Genomic DNA, 19,989 nt, shown 5'->3' with positions numbered 1-19,989 from the left:
CACTCCTTACAATTTATCTGTATCTGGAACTGTTCCAATTAAAACAAGCCCCAAGACATCTTCTACGTCTTCCGGACGGCGAACGCGATCATCTAGTAATTCTTTTAATAGGATACCGACGATTGCCATAAATCCACCAATAAACACTCCTAAAAAGACGTTTCTTTGAATATTAGGAGAAGAAGGTGAGTTAGGCAGTTTTGCCTCCTCAAATGTTGTCACATCTTCCACCTTAGTAACAGCTCTAATTTTTTCAGCCGCAGAATCTCTAACACTATTTGCAAATCGTTGCGCTTCAGCTGGATCATCATTTTGAACTGAAATCGTGATAATACGTGTTTCAGCAGGAACTGATACAGAAATCATAGAAGCAAGTTCTCTCTCGGACATAGCGAGACCTTCTTTATTAATGACATCAGCCATTACAGAATTAGAAGTAATAATTTCTTTATAGTCATTAACTAAGTATGCTCCTGCTTGTAAATCTTGTGTTGTTAAATTATTCTTATCAACTTGATTAACAACATATATTTTAGTAGAAGACGTATATGTTGGCTTCAGTAAAAAGACGCTAACCAAGAGAGAAATCGAGCCAATAAACAAGGCTGAAAAAATAATTAGCACTTTTTTATTCCATAATTTATGTAACAAATAGCGTACATCAATTTCAAGACTGTTGGTATCTGCAATATTCATATTATCTCCTATAAATAATCATTTTCTAATAAGGTTTGAGGATTAAAAACAAACAAATCTTTCGCGCGATTATTTCCAAAATCTTTCGCAACGAGTTGATAAGCTTCTTTCATAAATGGCTTTCTACCTGTTAAATTATGCATGTCACTTGCAACACAATGAACAAGGTTTTCTTCCAAGAAATAGCGAGCTCGTTTTTTAAAGACCTTATGGCTGTCACCAAATAGTTTTGCTTTTAATACATGAGAACTGTTGATTTGAGTATAACATCCCAAATCAATCAATTCTTTCACACGTTCTTTATTAAACTCTAGGGCATTGTAACGCTCGATATGCGCTATAACAGGTGTTACTCCAAGTGCTAATACTTTTTTTATAGCCGATTGCATTTCACGCCATGGTGTAGACATACTAAACTCAATCAGATAAAAACGAGTTTTGTTCATACTTGGAACTAATTTTTGTTCGATTTTAGTCAACATATCGTTTGTATAAAACAATTCTCCACCATAATACAACTCTAAGTCTGGAAATTCTAGCAATGCTTTTTCTTTTAAAGTTGTAAAGTTTTCAAGAATGATATCTTCAGGAGTTTCAAACATCCCTTTTCGACGATGAGATGTTGAGACAATCTTTCTGACTCCTTGTGCATAACTTTCAGCAAGTAAGTCTAAACTTTCTTCAATTGTTTCTGGGCCATCATCTACTGCAAAAACAATGTGTGAGTGAATATCAATCATAGTTTGTCAGATTATTTTCCTTCCATTGTGTTTTGAATTGCTTCTTTAGCAGTATTCAAACTTGTTTCATCAATAGAGAGCATATATAGACTGTATCCAGGCATTGCATAAGAAGGTAGTTGTCCTGTCGAACCAATACCCGTTACGTCTTGCGAAGTTACAGCAAAAGCCGTTCCGCTTGATAATTGTTTGTTTGCTAGCTCCATCATTTTGTCGAGAGACATATTTGTCTGAACAGAATCTTGCAAACTATTTATAATAGTAGAAAAATTTGCAACAGAATTAAAGGAAGCTAATTTATTGATAATAGCTGCGATCACTTTTTGTTGATTTCTTCCACGATCTGCATCTCCTGCTTGTAGTCTGTACCGCTCGCGTACAAATCGAAGCGCCTGCTCAGAACTGAGTGAGATTGTCCCAACAGGGAAATCATAACCACCTGCTGAAAACGCCTGTTCATTGTCGACTTCTATACCACCAAGAGCATCTATTAAATTTAAGAAACTAGTAAAGTTTATGCGAGCGTAGTAATGAATGTCAATGCCATATAGGTTTTCGAGAGTTTTCATTGATGTCTCAACGCCGTAAATTCCTGCATGCGTTAACTTATCATACTGATTTGCTCCTCCGTCTGGAATTTGGACATAAGAATCACGAGGGGTCGTTGTCAATAAAATTTTATGAGTATCCATGTTGACTGTCATGATAATGTTCACATCTGACCGTGAAACAGTTGAAATAGATCCAAATGTATCAATACCACTGATATAAATGTTGACAACATTTTGATTTGTTGCTACTTCAGCAGGTTGTTCTACTTGGATTTTTTTTGTCACTTTGTAAGTATAGATTGTCTTTATTTTTTCTTCAAAATCTGGATGACTTAATTCCAATAAGCTAGAATACGCACTATTCAACACCATCGCTTGGCTAGTTCCTGCTAAAAGTTGATCATAGGCAATTTGATAAGATTCAACAGATACTGGTGCTAAATCAACTCCACGATTTGCTTTTACATCCGCAAGCAAATCTTGCACATTGGTTGCGTCATTATTAAGTGGAGCTAATAAGCTACTGACAGCATTGACATCATTAATTTCACTGTCAGTAGGAACAACAATTTTCATTTCATGTTCTGAATAGGAAGCTGTATGATTTAACTTCTCAGCTACTTGAACAGTTGATTGAACAAGATAGAGGCCTGCTCCTGTAAAGAATGAAAATAGAACAAGAAGAGTACTTGTCAATATTTTCGCCTTTTTTGTCACAAGCAAAAAAAAGGAAACCAAAAAGATAGCAAAAAGCACAACCGTTACGAGATGGTTGATGTACCTAAATGCTAAAAAATGGTTTTGATACATTTTAAATATAAAGACAGATGATAAAATAGAGAATAATGCTAAGAAAGCTCCATTTATAATTCTCCATATGCTACTAGAGGATTGAGTTTTTTTTCTCTTTTTTGAGTGGCTAGACATAAAGTACTCCTAGATTTTCTAAAAACTATACTAAATAATTTTATCACTTTTTTACCTCAATGACAAGCTTAGACAAAAGTTTTTGCATCGTTTTCTGTTGTTTTTATGAAATTTTCTGGAATAAAATTCATATTTTATTGTTCAAACTAAATTTTTCTTGTTTTATCATCATTAAAATGAAAAGTCTCTACTGTTTTATGATAGACTAGTATTATGAGAATACAACAATTATATTATGTGATTAAAATTGCAGAAACAGGTTCAATGAATGAAGCTGCAAAACAACTCTTTATCACACAACCAAGCCTATCAAATGCTGTTAAAGATTTAGAAAAAGAAATGGGAATCAGTATTTTCCATCGTCGCCCAAAAGGAATTACTATGACCAAGGATGGTATTGAGTTTCTTTCCTATGCACGACAAATTGTCGAACAAACAGATCTATTGGAAGAACGCTACAAAAATAAGGAAGCCCATCGCGAACGTTTTAGTGTTTCCTCACAGCATTATGCTTTTGTCGTTAACGCCTTTGTATCGCTCTTGAAAAAAACAAATATGGATACATACGAATTGTTTTTACGTGAAACAAGAACATGGGAAATCATTGACGATGTGAAGAATTTTCGTTCAGAAATCGGTGTTTTATTTTTAAATGATTTCAACCGAGATGTTCTAACCAAATTATTAGATGAAAATGATTTGTCCTTTACGCCACTTTTTACTGCCACTCCCCATGTCTTTATTAGCAAAAGTCATCCTTTGGCCACAAAAATATCTGTAAAATTTGAAGACCTCGCAAATTTTCCATATCTCAGTTACGAACAAGGGATCCATAACTCCTTTTACTTTTCCGAAGAAATTCTTTCACAAGAACGCCATAAAAAATCAATTGTTGTTTCAGACCGTGCAACACTCTTCAATTTGTTAATCGGATTAAATGGCTATACAATTGCTACTGGTATTTTGAACAGTAACTTAAATGGTGACAATATCATTGCTGTCCCTCTCGATTACGAGGACACAATTGAATTAATTTACATTCAACATGAAAAAAATAACCTTTCAAAAATGGGTGAAAAATTTATTGAATATCTTTTGGAAGAAGTTCCAAAAATAGTGGTAGATTAGGCTATGTTATTTAAACATCGTCTAATTTTTATTTTACCGCCTTTTTCTTTCTTCCTATTAAATATAAATTTTATAAAAAGCAATGATTTTCTTGAAAAAAATTGTAAACTCTCTCCGGAAACGCTTTCAATATTTTCATTTTAGTGGTATAATAAATTATCAAATATTAAGGAGTGATTATTTTGGGACAAAATAAATTATTAGCAATGATTCTTGCTGGTGGACGTGGCACACGTTTAGAAAGTTTGACTAAAAAAGTAGCTAAACCTGCCGTTGCTTTTGGTGGAAAATACCGTATTATTGACTTTCCGCTTAGTAATTGTGCCAATTCTGGTATTGATGTCGTAGGCGTCTTGACACAATACGAGTCTGTTCAGCTCAATTCGTACGTCGCTCAATCGCAACGTTGGGGATTAGATGTGCAAGGTTCTGGTATCTTTGTCCTGCCTCCTCGTGAAAAAATTGAAGGTTTTGGTCTCTATAAGGGCACTGCGGATGCAATTACCCAAAACATTGATTTTATTGATCTTCATGAACCTGAATATGTCTTAATTTTATCAGGTGATCATATCTACAAGATGAATTATGATAAGTTGCTAGATACTCACATTGAAAAGGGTGCTGATGCAACGATTGCGGTTATTGAAGTACCGATTAAAGAAGCCTCACGCTTTGGTATCATGAATACCGACGAAGACTACCGCATCGAAGAGTTTGAAGAAAAACCTGAAAATCCACGTAGCAACCTTGCCTCAATGGGAATCTATATTTTTACTTGGAAGACCTTGAAAAAATATTTGCAAGAAGACGATAAATTAGATACTTCTTCTCATGATTTCGGACATGACATTATTCCAAAATACCTAGAAGATGGAAAGAAACTATATGCCCACCCATTCCGTGGTTACTGGAAAGACGTTGGTACCGTTAATAGTCTTTGGGAATCGAACATGGACCTGATTGATCATTCTGAGGAATTGGACTTATCCGACCCATCTTGGAAAATTTACTCAGAAGACTCTGGGTCACCAGCTCAAGTCATCGGCTCTACTGCTACTGTACAAAACGCTTATATCGACAAAGGAACCATTATTGATGGTACTGTGGTCTATTCTGTTATTTCAACAGATGCGACTGTTGAAGAGGGTGCCTTAGTGAAAAATTCAGTTATTTTACCTGGAGCATATGTTGGGGCAGATGCTGAATTAGAGTACGCTATTGTTGCGGAACATGTCAAAGTTGGGAACGGAGTTAAGCTGTCTGGCACAGCTGATAAAATTCTGCTAGTTGATAAAAGTATCACGAAATAAGAGAGGGAGATTATGCTACGAAATACATTAGGAATTGTCAATATCGAGGGAACAAATGTCCAATTTGGAGATGTAATGGATCATCGTGGTGTTCAGGCCTACGGTTTTCTTGGACGCTACCGCTTGATTGACTTTGTTCTTTCTAATATGTCAAATTCTGGTATTACCGAATTTCAGGTTTATATGCCCGCTAAAATGCGTTCAACCATTCAACACGTTGGAACTGGAAAGCACTATAACATCAATAGTAAACGTGGAAAATTACGCCTTCTAAACAGTGCTAAAGATCCAAATTCTATCTATCAACATGATATCAAGGCTTTTGCTGACAATATTCACTATATTGAAAACTCTGATAAAGAGTATGTCTTGATCTCTCCTTCTTATTTTATTTACAGTCAGGATTTTTCAAAAATCCAAGAAGAACATATCAAAACTGGTGCAGATATCACTGTTTTGTATAAAAATGTGACAGAGGCAAAAGATAGCTTTATCGGCTGTCAAACCTTGAAATTTGGTGATGATCGACGGGTTATTCAATTTGAAGAAAATCACGGAAAATACAAAAATCGTCCCGTTTCACTCGAGTGTTACTTTATGAAACGCACCACGTTTTTAGAGTTAATTGACCGTGCCAAAAGAGTGTCTTCTCTTTATTGGTTAAAAGACATTTTACGTGACGTAGTTGGCCAATACAAGATTACGGGCTACGCACATCGGGACTATGTAGCCTGCATCAACACTGTGTCTGCTTATTTTCAAACGCAGCTGGAGTTGATTGACCGTGACACGCGCAAACTCCTCTTTAAGAACAACTGGCCAATCTATACACAAACCAGTGACAGCTCACCATGTCTATACGGGCCACTTGCTGAAGTAAAGGGAAGCCTGATTTCAAACGGAACACACATCAATGGACAAGTTGAAAATGCTGTCATCGATCGTGATGTTGTGATTGAAGAAGGTGTTGTGATTAAAAACTCTATTATTTTAAATGGAGTGGTGATCAAGAGCGGTGCAAATATTGAAAATGCCATTATTGATAAAGCTACTAAAATCATTCATCCGGTTGATATCAAAGGATCTGAAACAGCACCTGCTTATATTAAATCCTATCAGATTATCTAGGAGGTCAGTATGTCAAAAAAATCGATTCTTTTTGCTGCAGCTGAGGGGCTTCCCTTTATCAAAACTGGTGGTTTAGCTGATGTCATTGGCTCTCTTCCAAAAGAATTAGTGCGTCAAGGAATGGACGTTCGGGTTGTATTGCCATTGTATCAAAAAATAGCTCGTACCAATCATTCTGATTTTACGTACGTATCTAGTTTTGATGTTCGAGCAGGGGACATCCAATCCATGGCAAATGTGTATAGCCAGGTGATTGAGGGGGTTACCTTTTACTTCATTGAGCACCGCGACTTCTTTGAACGAGATGAGCTCTACGGCTACGACGATGATGCTAGACGCTTTGGTTTCTTCCAACATGCCATCTGCCGTATGTTAGAGGCTTTGGACTTCTTCCCTGATGTCTTGCATAGTCATGATTGGCATACGGGTGCACTGCCATTTCTGTGCCGTACTTTTTATAGTTACCGTGAAGAATTTCGTCGTATCAAACACGTCTTTACCATTCACAATTTAGCCTTCCAAGGTATCTTTTACAAGGACGAGCTGTGGTCTTCTTTAGGAATGGACTATGGTTACTTCTTAGATGGTACAGCCAGATTTTATGAAGATTGTATCAGCTACATGAAACTAGGTGTTCTTTATGCTGATAAGGTAACGACGGTTTCTGAGACCTATGCCCAAGAGATTCTCACAGAAGAATTTGGCGAAAACATGCAACATGTCTTGGAATTACGTCGCCATGACTTATGCGGTATTGTCAATGGAATTGACTACGATAGTTGGGACAGTAAGACAGATCCTTATCTAGCTAAAAATTTTGATAAAAAGTCAATAGCTGCTAAAAAGACCAACAAGCTCGCCTTACAAGCTCAGTTTGGCCTGCCTCAAGATGAACAGGTCCTCTTAATCGGGATTGTCTCTCGCTTAACAGGACAAAAAGGTTTTTATCTTTTAACGGAAGTCCTCAGTCACCTTTTGCAAGCTCATGTTCAATTTGTCATTCTTGGCAACGGAGAAACGGATATTGAAAACTCCTTCCATCATTTTAAAGAAGCATTTCCAGATAAATTTGCCTTCTACCGTGGCTATAATGAACCACTCGCCCATCAGATTTATGCAGCAAGCGACCTCTTTCTCATGCCTTCTATCTTTGAACCATGTGGCATCAGTCAACTGATTTCCATGCACTATGGAACTCTCCCTTTGGTACGAGAAACTGGAGGTCTAAAAGATACTGTTGCTCCTTATCATATCGAAACAAAAGCAGGAACAGGCTTTACATTCTCTGGGAAAAACGCTTATAATATGAAGCAGGTCTACGACCTTGCACTGGATACCTACTACAACCGTCCGGAGGACTGGAAAACCATGGTAGAACAAGCTATGGATTTAGACGTTAGTTGGGAAGCTTCTGCTAGTCGTTATATCCATCTATACCAAGAAATTACCCAATAATCCAAGGGAGTTCGATAAGGGCCTACGGGCTACTTGCCGACTCCTTTTTAGAAAGCGAGTCCTATGAATACATTTAGTGAGCTGGATCTTTACTACATGAAGTCTGGTGAACATACCTCTCTCTTTGAAAAAATGGGTGCCCATCTGATCAAAGAAAGAAATAAAATCATCGGTTGCCACTTCCGGGTTTATGCCCCAAATGCCCAGATAGTCTATCTGGTTGGCAGCTTTAATGACTGGCAACGGACCCATCCTCTACAAGAAGAAATCGATGGGGTTTACCACCTATTTGTGCCAGAAGTAACAGCTTTTCAAGAATACAAGTACCTCATCATTACATCAGACGGACAAGAGCTCTATAAGGCGGACCCCTATGCCACTTATAGTCAAATCAGACCAGAAACTGCTTCACTGACCTATAACCCACGGTATAAGTTCAAAGACGACACTTGGATGTACCACCGTGTTCATTATGACTTTAGGGATAAACCCGTTTCTATCTACGAAGTACATCTTGGCTCTTGGCGGCAAAAAATAGCCAACAAAGATGAAAATGGTGCTCCTGTATCTGCTTTTTATAACTATAAAGAACTAGCGCCCCTTCTCATTGAACATGTCAAAGAAAACAACTATACCCATATCGAACTCTTGCCAATTATGGAGCATCCTCTGGATGCTTCTTGGGGTTACCAAGTAACAGGTTATTTTGCTCCAACCAGTCGGTATGGCAAACCAGATGACTTAAAACACCTCATTGACCAATGCCATCAGGCAGGAATTGGGGTCATATTGGATTGGGTGCCGATTCACTTTTGCAAGGACAGCCACGGACTGTACCAATTTGATGGGAGCTATCTCTATGAATACAACATTGAATCTGACCGTGAGAACCATCAGTGGGGAACAGCAAACTTTGACCTTAGCAAAGGTCTGACCAGATCCTTTCTTCTATCCAACATCAAATACTGGTTAAGCCAGTTTCATTTTGACGGGATTCGTGTGGATGCCCTCTCTTATCTTCTTTATTGGCGCGGAGAAACGGAATCTAAAAACGAAAACTCTGCCGCTATTGATTTTATCAAGCGGGTCAATGCTCTGGTTCACGAAGAGTTTAAGGGTGTGCTGATGATCGCAGAAGATTCTTCTAGTTATCCCAAAGTAACTGCTCCTTTATCCCAGGGCGGTTTAGGATTTGATATGAAATGGGATTTAGGGTGGATGAACGATACACTTTCCTTTATGGCTCGTCCTTCTATTCACCGACCCCATCATTCAAAGGAAATCACATTTGGCATGTACTACAATCCAAATGAACAATTTCTTCTTCCCTTGTCGCATGATGAAGTTGTCCACGGAAAATTATCCATTATCGAAAAAATGAATGGGAATTATGAAGATCAATTTCATCTGGCACGGGCTTATTATAGTTTCTTTTTTGCTCATCCAGGAAAAAAACTCCTGTTCATGGGAAATGAGTGGGGACACATTAGAGAATGGCACGAATACACTGAAATGGACTGGGTCTTAAAACTCTACCCAATCCACGACGCCTTTTATCAAATGATGAAAACTGTATCTACTTTCTATCGTGAACACGATGCTTTCTGGAAGTACGATTACCAGGCCCATAAAAAAGGGTTTAAATGGATTTCCATCGCAGAAGAAGCCAATACCTATGCTTTTTGCCGATACAGTGACAATGAAGAAATTTTAGTTGTCAATAATTTTAATGACCAAGACATCTTTGATTTGCAGCTAGACTTACCTGAACACTCTGAATACAAACTAGTTTTTTCTTCTAATAGCGTCCCAATTGACACTTTCCATCTTTATAGCCAAAAAGACGGTGTCAAATTGACGATACCTCGTTTAACAACTTATTATTTCCAACGAATCCATTAAAAAAATGTATGAGATGTTCAATCTCATACATTTTCTTTTTTTATTCTACTGCTGTATAGGTTGCAGCTTCTTCTAGATAGGTATTGTATTCGCCACTCTCAACAATTTCAGCGACAATTTTATTGATTTCCGTTTTCAAATCGCCACTATCTTTTTTCATGGCAATGGCTTTGGCATTTTCTTTTTCAGCCTTGAAAGACAATTTTGCGATTCCCAAATCTGGATTTTGTGAGATATACCCCTCCGCAACAGCTGAGTCCAACAAGATAGCTTTTACTTTCCCATTTTTCAACTGGTTAACAGCTTCTCCCATCATGGTCAAAGAGACAATATTGGCATTTGAGAGGCTATCCTTTGCATAGGTTTCTTGAGTCGTCCCTTTTTGAACAGCCAAGTCTGCCTTGTCCAGTGATTTTACAGAATCATAGGTGTCAACATGCCCTTTTTGGACCAGAAGAACATTTCCAACTTGGTAATATGGGTCTGAAAAATCAAAGATTTCTTCTCGTTCTGGGGACACACTCAATCCTGCTATCGCCAAATCTGCTTTTCCATTTTGAACACTGTTTAAAACATTGTCAAAACTCATCGGTGAGATTTCTAAGGTTACACCTAGTTCTTCGGCTAATTTTTCTGCTAATAAAATATCAGATCCGACGATTTTATTTTCCCCGTCCACCAGGGTTTGAAACTCAAAGGGGGCATAATCCGGACTTGTCGCAACTACAAGGGTGCCCTTTTCTTTAATTTTCTCAAGTTGTGATTCAGTTGTTGTTTGGCAAGCAGCAAGCGCAAAACCTGCTACTAAAGTCGCTGCTAAGGTTACCATTTTTTTCAATTTCATATTTTTTCTCCTATTTCATTCATGATGTCATTTTCTATACAAGTATACAAACGCCATCATCGGACCTTAAAAAATTGTTTCATATTTTCACTCCGTTTTCAAAAGATGTTTCTATTTTAGTTTATTTTTATACAAGTGTCAAGGATTTTTTGTGATTTTATTCATTTTTTTGTATAATTTTTTCTTTTTAGACGAACGACTTTAAATTTGTTATACTGATAAAAAAGGAGACGATATGATTTATAAAACCATTGTGACTAACCAAGATGGTATCACAGGTCAATTGACCTATTCCGATAATCAACCACTTACCACGCAGCATCCCTTGACAGATGATCCTGGCTATAATCCAGAACAACTAGTCGGATCGGCTTGGGCTACCTGCCTCAATGCAACTATCCAAACGATTTTAGCCGAAGAAAAGATTCAAGCACGTTCGCAAGTAACAGTTTCTGTTGAACTCTGTAAGGAAAAAGAGGAGGCAGGCTACTACTTTTCTGTAAAAGGCATGGCAGCAATTGAAAGTCTGGATATGGACAAGGCTCAAAAATTGGTTGAAAAGGCCCATCAACGCTGTCCTGTTTCCAAATTATTGGGACAGACAAAAACGGTTGAGCTTGTTACTGTCCCTTATTCATCCAACATCTCCTGATAACTATGTTTAATGAACTAAACAGATATAAAACACCCTATTTTCTTGAAAATAGGGTGTTTTAACTTTGAATAACAAATTTTAAATTACAGAGATTTTCTGCCTGCTTGTTTCATCCAAAAACGGACTATAAAAATGATTAGAACGAAAATAAGAATAAAAATACCAATCAATTTGTAAACAAAGGGGACATTCAAATCAAGTTCGACATAGCGACCGTTAAAATTGTACTTCAACAAAGGCTGTAAGAGTTGCCGTTGTTCTGATAGTGGGTTGGATACCAGTTCAATGTCACTTCCTAAGACCATGGTCTGACGGAAATCAGCTTTATAAGGCTCCCACTTGATCGCATCAGTACTAGGATTGCCTGTTTTAGCAAAATTGACCCACATCTGACGGACAGTCTTTCCAAGGTCGGCATCAATTGGACTGCCGCTATAGATGACTACATCATGATTGTTAAACACGGCTGATAATTCGACAGCATGGGCTGCTCCCAAATGGGGAATCGTCGATGGTTAGGTCCAATAATACATATATGTATTACCACCTTGGTTGGCATGGTGGGTCGCTTGTTCAATAGCTGGAATTCGGAACATCATCTCATTGTAAAACTCAGTTCGCTTCCATTTGCTTTCCATATCGAGGCTAGCCATGAAATCCTGAACTGCCTTTTGATCTGTCTCAGAAAGGTTTTTAGTATTGTTTTCAAATAAGATCGGTAATTGCAACATATAAGGATAGTAGCCACCGACTTCTCCTATCCAGTACCGGGCCTCATCTTTGTTAGTCCCGATCATCAGGTCAATATGACTGAGGTCCGACGTCTCATAAGCCGCATACAAATCTCTTGGCAATAGCCTTCCATCACGGATGGGAAAGTTATTGTATTCATTGAGTGACTCATTGACCGCTTTGAGGTCCTCCGTCGACAGCGCCATCAAGTCATCCATGGAAGTAGCTTTGGTTTCTTCTAAAAGCATCTGTGTCAGATGTTGGGCATCTTCTTGACTAAAGGTCAAGGCTACGGATCCGCTTTGAGCAATCACCCTGTGGAATAAGCCTTCTGTCCCTGCCATGAGTGGTAACAAGGAAACACTTCCACCGCCTGCTGATTCCCCAAAAATCGTGACATTCTCAGGATTGCCACCAAAAGCTTGGATGTTTTGTTGTATCCAGCGAAGGGACTCTATCTGGTCTAGCAGACCGAGGTTTCCGCTATCTGGGTATGCCTCGCCACCTGGTACCGATGTGAGGTCTAAAAATCCCATAATCCCTGTTCGGTAAGCAACTGTCACCAGAATAACATCGTCATGTTCTTGGACAAAATTATGGCCGTCATAGAGCGGATCAGACGTGCCACCCCAACCATAGGAGCCTCCGTGGAAAAAGACCATGACCGGCTTGTCTTGTTTCGTATTTATTGGATTCGTCCAGATATTTAAGGCCAGGGCGTCTTCACTTTGAGGATAAAAGGAAGCGTATTCCGAACTGGCTTGCGTCTGAATCGTAGCCTCCTTAAAATACTTGGCTTCATAAATCGCATCACTGGCCTCTACTGGAACTGGCGCTTTCCATCTTAATTCACCTGTTGGGCTTTGAGCATAAGGTATCCCTTTAAAAGAGAGTATCTCATCTTCTCGTTCACCCTGAAAAATGCCATTGTAGGTTTTAACCGATCGGTTGGAAGCCACCTTGTCTAGTTTTTGATTGGTCCCGTATTGCGAGACCATTAAGCTTTCAATGGCTTCTAATTTCTTAGCCTCCTTTACTTTAGATGTCCAAAAAACACCTAAACCAAGCACTAGGAGAACTAGAGGCAAAATAAGCCACTAAAATCGTTTCTTCATAGTGTTCCTTTCATACTGTCATTTCATGTTTATGATTTTTTTACTTTTGAGAAGGTGACAGCCACCGTCCCAAGTGAAAAGCGTTTAAGGAGAGCCTTTAAGAGTTCAGGTTGTAAGTCTCCGGATTGACTCAGAACATGAAAAGGGAGACCGCCTTGAACAATCTGGTAATCCGTTTGATAGATACCGTTTTTCTCATAGAAGGCGAGACGTTTTATGCGTTGTAGGGCATTGGGAGCAGAATCATCCAGCGGCTCAATGGTCAGGACAATTTCCTTATCTGCATACAACTCCTTTAACAATCTCAGTAATTGACTCCCATAACCATTGCCACGTACCTGACTACCCACCGCTAAATAAAAAACGAAGGCATAAGCACCGTTCGTTAACACGTAACTCATGCCCGCTAATTGGTCATCATCATAATAGGCTTTAAATTCAACAAAAGACCGATAAGATAGGAGATATAGCAACCAAAAGGCTAGGCGTTCTTCTTTTGGAAAAGCTTCTGAATAAAGTTTTTTCACATCCGACCAAGTTTTTCCAAGTGGCTGGACTGCTTTAGACCTTAGAGTCATGGCGGTCTCCTTTTGTAGCTATCGGCGCTTTCGCCAGCTTTTCCAAGATCTGCTGAAGTTGTTCTTGTTCCCCATCTGTCAATACACCAAAGAAATCTTGAAAAATAACTGTCAGCTGCTGGTCAATCTCTTTAAAAATCTCTTCAACCTCAGCTGTTAAATGAACTGTTAGGCTACGCTTATCCGTTTGGGAACGCTCTTTGACTACCCAACCCTGCTTTTCAAATTTATTGAGGGTTTGCGTCGCTCCGGCCCGCGTCATATGGGCTAAACCAGCAAAATCAGATGACGTGATGCTCCCCCGACTATGAATCACTTGTAAATAGGTGTATTCCTTATCTGAAAAATCCATGTCCTTTTTCACATTCTTCAAATATAGCAAACTAAAGCGTTCGTAAACCTGTTGGTAAAGGGTAATGAGATGGTTCATCTTGTTTTCCTTTCATTGTTTGGCAATTAATAGATCAGGGATTATAAGCTATTATTTCATGCCCTTTTCTACTCTTCTATAGATTTTTATCTACTTAATAAAGTTAATTAACTTTATTAAGTAGATTGCGGTTTTTATTTTTTGTCAAGAAAAAAATAAGACGTACATTGTTTTCTGTAGTGAAACGTATATTCTTATTACAAATGAGGTAGCAAAAAACCATTCTAGCGAATGGTTTTCCTATTTATATTGTTTCAAATCTTCTTTGACTTTCAATAGTAATTTGGCTTTTTCTAGACTGGAAACGGAATGGCGTTTGGTAAATACTTGGTAATCAGCCTGACGACAGGCATCTAAAATGGCTCTATAAAAATAGATGGCTGCTAGTAAGGCCAAACGCGCTCCTGGCTTGATGGCTTTCATCAAAGACAAACCACTTTGGTAGAGCTTTTCTGCTCGTTGTGCTTGGTCTTCCCACAGGGAAATAAAGTTTTCCGTCACCATTAAGCCTTGAAAATCAGGATCAACTCCGTAAGCTAACATTTTATCCCGGGGAAGATAAATACGCCCCTTCTCCTTATCTTCGCCAACATCCCGTAAAATATTGGTGAGCTGCATGGCTTCACCGATTTGTTTGGCTTCTTCTTGGTAGTTTGTAGGATCATCCGAAATAATCGGCAAGAGCATCAGTCCAACCGTACCAGCAACGTAGTAGGAATAAGTAGCCAGCTCTTCTTGGTTTTGTGGTTGGACAAAGGCTGCATCCATCTCTTGACCCTTTAGCATATCATAAAAGGGTTTGAAATCCATTGGGTATTGGTCAAAGACAACTCGCAAGGCTCGCCACATGAAGTTATCTGGTGTTTGGCCTTTTTCAAATACTGCCAATTCTTTTTTTAATTGCTCTAAGGCCAATGGGGCTTTTGCTTCATCAATCAGGTCATCCGCCTTGCGGCAAAAGGCATATACTGCATAGACACTCCAGGCATCCTGTTTGGGCAATTGGGAAAAGGCTGCATAGAATGTTTTGGATTCACGTTCAATAATTTCCTGACAGGCGAAAAAATCCGCTTTATGGTCTTGAAAAGCCTTATTCATCTCTTAGAAATTCCTCCACAGCTAATTGGGCACTTTGTAACACAATCGGTACACCTGCTCCGGGATGGGTACTGCTACCACAGAAATACAAATTATCAAGTGCTTTAAATTTACTCTGTGGCCGGAAATTGTTGCTTTGGAAAAGGGTCGGTTTCAATCCAAAGGTCGCTCCATTGTAGGCATTAAATTGCACTTGGAAATCTTTTGGTGTGAAGATTTTTTCATATACAATATGGTCTTCAATATCATCAAACCCAGCTTCTTGAATGAGTTTTTCCAAAATCAAGTGTCGATAAGCTTGAATGGTCTCAACTGACCAGTCTTGGAAAAGAGACAACTCTGGTACTGGAACTAGAACGTAGAGGACTTGGTGACCTTCTGGTGCTAGGCTGTCATCTAGTGTACTTGGGCTGTAAACATAGTAAGATGGATCGGTTGGTAATTGCCCATCTTCAAATAGTTGGTTGACATTTTTTTGGAAATCTTGGGCAAAGTAGATATTGTGTAAAGAAGGGACATCATATTCTTTGTCTACACCCAAATAGAGTAGGAAACAAGAACATGAGTACTCCATCTTATTGATTTTCTGGTTGCTATACTTGCCACGATTTTTAGGATCCGGCAACAAATGAACCATGGCATGCGGGAAATCAGCATTACAAATCACTGTATCCGCTGTAATGATTTCATTTCCAAGTCGAATCCCCTTTGCTTGTTTGTTTTCTACGATGATTTCTGAAACATTGGCATCATAATGAATGGTTCCACCAAGTTCATAAAAGAGGGTTTCCATGGCTTTGGCAAAGGCGTGCATGCCACCTTTGAAATAATAAATGCCATAAAACAGCTCAATCATGGGAATGATGGAATAAAGAGATGGCCCTTGATACGGAGAAATCCCAATATAGAGCGTTTGGAAGGCCAATGACTTTTTCAACCGGTCATCCTTTACAAACTTTGAGATTGAACTATAGGCATCGTCAAAGGTTCGTAGGCGCAAGGCATGGTACAGCGTTTTAGGATTGTAAAAATCCCAGGGACTCCGAAAGGATTTGGTAATAAAATGCTCTTTTGCAATGAGGTAGCGTTTGTAAATATCTGCTAAAAAGGCCATATAGCCTTGGGCCTCTTCTTCTGAGATAGATTCCAATTGTTGGATTAAGGCAGGGAAATTCCCTGAAAGCGGAAAGGCCTGGTCCTTATCAAAATGCAGGGTCAGCATAGGTTCAACTTGTTGGTAGTCAATGTAGTCGCTGAGCTTTCGTCCACAGAATGAAAAGACGGCTTCGTAAATATCTTTCATCATAACAATGGTTGGGCCCACATCAAATCGGAACCCTTCTTCTTCAATCTGGTACATTTTTCCACCAGGTTTGTTGTTCTTCTCATAAATATGGACATCGTATCCAAGGTGTTGTAGACGAATGGCTGCTGCTAGGCCCGCAACACCTGCTCCAATAACGATAATTTTTTTCATGTGTTCTCCATTTCTGTTTTGTCTATTTTACTTTAATTCCTGTTTTTTCTCAACGAATCCTGCTTTTTTATAAGAATTATTCGCTTTTTGTTCCTTATTTTAATTTGATTTATAGTACAAAAATATAGTATAATAAATATGATGAAAACGTTTTAACAAAATCATTAAAGGGAGTTTTTAGCATGAAAAAATTGCCTTCTTACTGGCTTCGTTTCTCTTTTGTTTTTACAACTCTTTTAGCAGTTCTCTATGCTCCAGTTGGACATCCCTATCAGGTCCAAGCGAAAACGGATTATAGCCCTCGTTATACATTGGAGCTGAGTCCACTTGATGGTTTAGGACGGGCTGGCATGGCCCATATTCGGCTCAAAGAATCCGAACAACCGGACTGGAAACGTAGTGAGAGACTGACCTATAATCCTGCTGGATGACACAACTACAAGCTCTATTATGGGGATGGTCAAAAAAAAGCTTGGTTGATGAACCGCGGTCACCTCATTGGTTTCCAATTTTCAGGTTTGGACAATGAAGCTCGAAATCTATCCCCTATGACAGCCTGGGCTAATTCCGGTAACTACAGTGGAATGGATGCTGGTAATCCTGAAGGCATGCTGTTTTATGAAAAACGACTAGACAACTGGCTCGCTCTCCATCCAAACTATTATTTAGATTACGCGGTTTATCCAATTTATGCTGGTCATGACCTGATTCCAAATCGCTTTTTACTGGCCTATTTTGGCATGGATGACCATGGTCGGAAATTGGAAATCCGACTTGGTGGTGGGCGAGAATCCATCAATCAAGATGGAGTGACAGTGGTGACCGTAGACAACTACTCTCCCAATGCTCATATTGACTATGCCAGCGGTCGGGCTAGGGGAACGGTAGATTCTGCTCAGGTCCAAGCGGATCGAGCAGCGTTTGCAGAACAAGTTGCTGCGCAAGACCCAGCAGTCGCACCTGGTGCATTACAAGATACAGTTTACATTGCTCGTAATGGTCGAGCCGAAGTCTATTGGTACTCTATGGACAACATGCCTGCCAGCACCAACTGGGACAATGTAATCCAGGTAAGCGAGGCAGAGGCAAAAGCCATGGGTAAACGCCACACCGGTAAAGAATAAATAAATCACTCCTTGAATGCTCAGGGAGTGATTTGCTTTGGCTCTTGTAAGGAGACCGAATGGTATTCGTAGATGCGAACAAGCGGTACTTCCTTATTAGTCCTGACTTTAAAAAGAAAATAATGGTCTCGTTTGTCTCGGGCATTTTCTTTGTTGAGCTTAAAATAATTCTTTTGCGAACGAGCCATGGTCAATAAGATGTCGTCAGTCAAAAAGGTTAAGGGGATAGTGAGGTCTGAATACTTGTAGAAGTCATCTTCAAAGCGGCCATAACTGGCTGAAAAATAATCCAATTGCAATTCATTTTGTTGAAAGGTTCTATCCATCTGCTCCCTCTTTCACTAACCGTATCTCCATTATTTCATCGAGTAAAATACGGTGGTAATGCTCATCCCGTATCATCACACTATCTTTCTCCAAATGGGTCACCACACCCTTGATGGAGTAGACTTCCTTATTACGAACATAGTCCAGTTGACAATTGCTCTGGCTAGCATACAATTGACCTAACAAGAGCAAGCCTTCTTGACTAGACCAATCGAAAAGAGAGTGTGGTAGGATTCTTTTTCTTTCTCCAAGAGCACTGGTATGCTCCGATAAAAAGAAGCCCATCCATTTGGCCATGCCCCTATCTTGAAATTCTCTAGCTGAAGCAAAGGGTAAATATTCTCTGTACATCGTTACTCTAAACCATCCAATCCACCGGCAGAATGTCCACCAGTTAGTTTTGAACGTGCAATCAGGCGTGACCCACTGGACAAAGCACTAGCTTTCATGATGGATAGAAAACCATGGTCTTTTCGCAGGTGATCCATGGTCGATTGCAGGCGTTCTTCTTTCTCCAGTGCTTCGGTATCGTCAAAGAGGGAAATCAAAGAATAGGATTCATCCACCAACTGGCTATAACGAACACCAATCCGCCGGACAGCACCACCCTCGTATTTGGCTCGAAAAAGTTGAATCAGGTGGTGGCTTAAGATTCTGGTCTGATTGGTCGGGTCCACTTGCATTTGCCCTTGTAGAGATTCCAATCCTTCTGTTTTCGAATAGGAAATGTGCAAGGAGACGTTCCCCGCTTTCTTTCTGGCCCTACGCAATCGAATCGCAACCTGTTCTGCCATCTCTCTGATCACCAATTCAATTTCTGTTTGAACGGTGTAATCTCGTGGCAAAATCTGGGAATTGCCAATCCCAGTCGATTGAGGCTTATAGGGGTTGGACAGATTGCTTTCGTCCACACCATTGGCATGAAACCAAAGTTGCACCCCCATGACCCCAAACTCTTTTTTTAAGGTATCCGGATTACTATTGGCCAGTTGCTTGACGTTTCCAATCCCCAAGCGATTCAACCGCTTAGCCGTGCGGTAGCCAATTCCCCAAAAATCCGTCAACTCTTGAATGCCCCAGACCTTCTCCTCCACATCTTCATAAGACCAATTGGCACGCATGGTCAAGGTCTTCTTGGCTTCTATGTCCAAGGCCAACTTAGCCAACAGGGGATTAGCATTGCTCATCCCAATCGTTGAATAAATCCCTGTTTTTCGCCAAATCGCATGCTGGATCCGGTCGCAGACCAGGTCCAATTTTTCCCGTCGTGTCAGGGACTTGTCTTTGACAAAATAGTTAAGAGAAGAGGTCAAATCTAAGAAGCCTTCATCGATAGAATAAGGCAGTACTTCTTCTGGGGAAACATAGTCCAAAAAAATGGATTGTATCTCTACATTTTTTTGGATATAGAGATTCATACGGGGCGGAACGATATAGGTTCGTTTGGCCCAGGATTCAATATAACGGACAAAATCTGGACTTGTCGGAAGTCCTTGTTTCCGGGCATTGGTATAAGAAAACTTCCGAGTCCGAATATCAAAGGGAAGGTCATAGGTCCTAGAAACATTGCTTTTCCCAAAGACTTGTTTGAAGATAGGAGAACTGGCTAAAATGACACCTGAAGTGATATCTGATCGACTTAAGACACACAGAGAAGTCCGTAAGGGATGCAAGCCTCTTTCAACACACTCCACACTGGCATAGAAACTCTTCATATCGATAAAGGCTATATCAGACCTGGGTTCTCTCGTATAATCAATGTAGCCCATTGT

General features: G+C 39.5%; 18 protein-coding genes and 2 pseudogenes. 8 read left to right on the top strand and 12 right to left on the bottom strand.

Translation table 11 applies throughout. The features are described 5' to 3' along the window. Positions 1-6 precede the first annotated feature (6 nt). Genes ACVR1I_RS04170 through cpsA form a run of 3 tightly spaced genes read right to left on the bottom strand, consistent with a single transcriptional unit; the run spans position 7 to position 2,914 of the window. Positions 7-696 carry a Wzz/FepE/Etk N-terminal domain-containing protein gene (locus tag ACVR1I_RS04170; protein ID WP_447442781.1) on the bottom strand — a complete coding sequence of 230 codons (690 nt, stop codon included), beginning with the start codon at positions 694-696 and terminating at the stop codon, positions 7-9. Positions 697-704: 8 nt separating this feature from the next. Continuing rightward, the gene (gene cps4B, locus ACVR1I_RS04165) at positions 705-1,436 is read right to left on the bottom strand and encodes a capsular polysaccharide biosynthesis protein Cps4B (protein ID WP_447442780.1); all 732 of its coding nucleotides are present in this window, start codon (positions 1,434-1,436) and stop codon (positions 705-707) included. Positions 1,437-1,447: 11 nt separating this feature from the next. Continuing rightward, positions 1,448-2,914, bottom strand: coding sequence for an LCP family glycopolymer transferase CpsA (gene cpsA, locus ACVR1I_RS04160; protein WP_447442779.1), 1,467 nt, complete (start codon positions 2,912-2,914; stop codon positions 1,448-1,450). Positions 2,915-3,127: 213 nt separating this feature from the next. Between cpsA and ACVR1I_RS04155 the strand changes: the two genes are divergently transcribed. The 5 genes from ACVR1I_RS04155 to glgB all read left to right on the top strand — a co-directional run bounded on the left by ACVR1I_RS04155 (position 3,128) and on the right by glgB (position 9,837). Next, entirely contained in the window at positions 3,128-4,042 is a 915-nt protein-coding gene (locus ACVR1I_RS04155) for a LysR family transcriptional regulator (protein WP_447442778.1), read from the top strand. Positions 4,043-4,224: 182 nt separating this feature from the next. Beyond that, positions 4,225-5,352, top strand: coding sequence for a glucose-1-phosphate adenylyltransferase (locus tag ACVR1I_RS04150; RefSeq protein WP_447442777.1), 1,128 nt, complete (start codon positions 4,225-4,227; stop codon positions 5,350-5,352). A gap of 12 nt (positions 5,353-5,364) precedes the next feature. Next, a complete protein-coding gene (glgD, locus tag ACVR1I_RS04145) occupies positions 5,365-6,480 on the top strand; it encodes a glucose-1-phosphate adenylyltransferase subunit GlgD (RefSeq protein ID WP_447442776.1) in 1,116 nt (371 codons plus the stop codon). Between the two features lie 9 nt (positions 6,481-6,489). Then, complete coding sequence (gene glgA / locus ACVR1I_RS04140) at positions 6,490-7,935, top strand: glycogen synthase GlgA (RefSeq protein ID WP_447442775.1); 1,446 nt, start codon at positions 6,490-6,492, stop codon at positions 7,933-7,935. Positions 7,936-7,998: 63 nt separating this feature from the next. Next, complete coding sequence (glgB, locus tag ACVR1I_RS04135) at positions 7,999-9,837, top strand: 1,4-alpha-glucan branching protein GlgB (protein ID WP_447442774.1); 1,839 nt, start codon at positions 7,999-8,001, stop codon at positions 9,835-9,837. Positions 9,838-9,877: 40 nt separating this feature from the next. On the opposite strand, the gene ACVR1I_RS04130 is transcribed toward glgB, so the two are convergent. Next, positions 9,878-10,681: a transporter substrate-binding domain-containing protein gene (locus ACVR1I_RS04130; protein WP_447442773.1), complete on the bottom strand. Its 804-nt coding sequence runs from the start codon at positions 10,679-10,681 to the stop codon at positions 9,878-9,880. Between the two features lie 235 nt (positions 10,682-10,916). On the opposite strand from ACVR1I_RS04130, the gene ACVR1I_RS04125 reads away from it, so the two are divergent. Beyond that, positions 10,917-11,333, top strand: coding sequence for an OsmC family protein (locus tag ACVR1I_RS04125; protein ID WP_447442772.1), 417 nt, complete (start codon positions 10,917-10,919; stop codon positions 11,331-11,333). 86 nt (positions 11,334-11,419) lie between these two features. Here ACVR1I_RS04125 and ACVR1I_RS04120 read toward each other — a convergent pair. The 5 genes and pseudogenes from ACVR1I_RS04120 to ACVR1I_RS04100 all read right to left on the bottom strand — a co-directional run bounded on the left by ACVR1I_RS04120 (position 11,420) and on the right by ACVR1I_RS04100 (position 16,766). After that, positions 11,420-13,066 (bottom strand): annotated as a pseudogene (locus ACVR1I_RS04120) (carboxylesterase/lipase family protein). Positions 13,067-13,212: 146 nt separating this feature from the next. Further along, positions 13,213-13,761 carry a GNAT family N-acetyltransferase gene (locus ACVR1I_RS04115; RefSeq protein ID WP_447442771.1) on the bottom strand — a complete coding sequence of 183 codons (549 nt, stop codon included), beginning with the start codon at positions 13,759-13,761 and terminating at the stop codon, positions 13,213-13,215. Next, a complete protein-coding gene (locus ACVR1I_RS04110; RefSeq protein ID WP_447442770.1) occupies positions 13,745-14,191 on the bottom strand; it encodes a MarR family winged helix-turn-helix transcriptional regulator in 447 nt (148 codons plus the stop codon). Before ACVR1I_RS04110 ends, ACVR1I_RS04115 begins: the two co-directional genes overlap by 17 nt. A 240-nt stretch (positions 14,192-14,431) precedes the next feature. Further along, on the bottom strand, positions 14,432-15,289 hold the full coding sequence (locus tag ACVR1I_RS04105; RefSeq protein WP_447442769.1) for a phytoene/squalene synthase family protein: 858 nt from the start codon (positions 15,287-15,289) through the stop codon (positions 14,432-14,434). After that, a complete protein-coding gene (locus tag ACVR1I_RS04100; protein WP_447442768.1) occupies positions 15,282-16,766 on the bottom strand; it encodes a phytoene desaturase family protein in 1,485 nt (494 codons plus the stop codon). The genes ACVR1I_RS04105 and ACVR1I_RS04100 overlap by 8 nt, the downstream gene beginning before the upstream one ends. Positions 16,767-16,948: 182 nt before the next feature. On the opposite strand from ACVR1I_RS04100, the gene ACVR1I_RS04095 reads away from it, so the two are divergent. Continuing rightward, positions 16,949-17,197, top strand: a complete 249-nt coding sequence (locus ACVR1I_RS04095; protein WP_447442767.1) for a hypothetical protein — start codon at positions 16,949-16,951, stop codon at positions 17,195-17,197. Between the two features lie 39 nt (positions 17,198-17,236). Further along, positions 17,237-17,890, top strand: a pseudogene (locus ACVR1I_RS04090) (DNA/RNA non-specific endonuclease); the annotation flags it as partial. Between the two features lie 20 nt (positions 17,891-17,910). Here ACVR1I_RS04090 and ACVR1I_RS04085 read toward each other — a convergent pair. Genes ACVR1I_RS04085 through ACVR1I_RS04075 form a run of 3 tightly spaced genes read right to left on the bottom strand, consistent with a single transcriptional unit; the run spans position 17,911 to position 19,986 of the window. After that, a complete protein-coding gene (locus ACVR1I_RS04085) occupies positions 17,911-18,216 on the bottom strand; it encodes a DUF5960 family protein (protein ID WP_447442766.1) in 306 nt (101 codons plus the stop codon). Next, positions 18,209-18,568: a hypothetical protein gene (locus ACVR1I_RS04080; protein ID WP_447442765.1), complete on the bottom strand. Its 360-nt coding sequence runs from the start codon at positions 18,566-18,568 to the stop codon at positions 18,209-18,211. The genes ACVR1I_RS04085 and ACVR1I_RS04080 overlap by 8 nt, the downstream gene beginning before the upstream one ends. A 2-nt stretch (positions 18,569-18,570) precedes the next feature. Next, positions 18,571-19,986: a Y-family DNA polymerase gene (locus tag ACVR1I_RS04075; RefSeq protein ID WP_447442764.1), complete on the bottom strand. Its 1,416-nt coding sequence runs from the start codon at positions 19,984-19,986 to the stop codon at positions 18,571-18,573. Positions 19,987-19,989: the final 3 nt, after the last annotated feature.

It is taken from the genome of Streptococcus cameli (genome assembly GCF_053207365.1).
The sequence above is the reverse complement of the archived record's forward strand: the minus strand, read 5'-3'. Positions and strand labels throughout refer to the sequence as shown.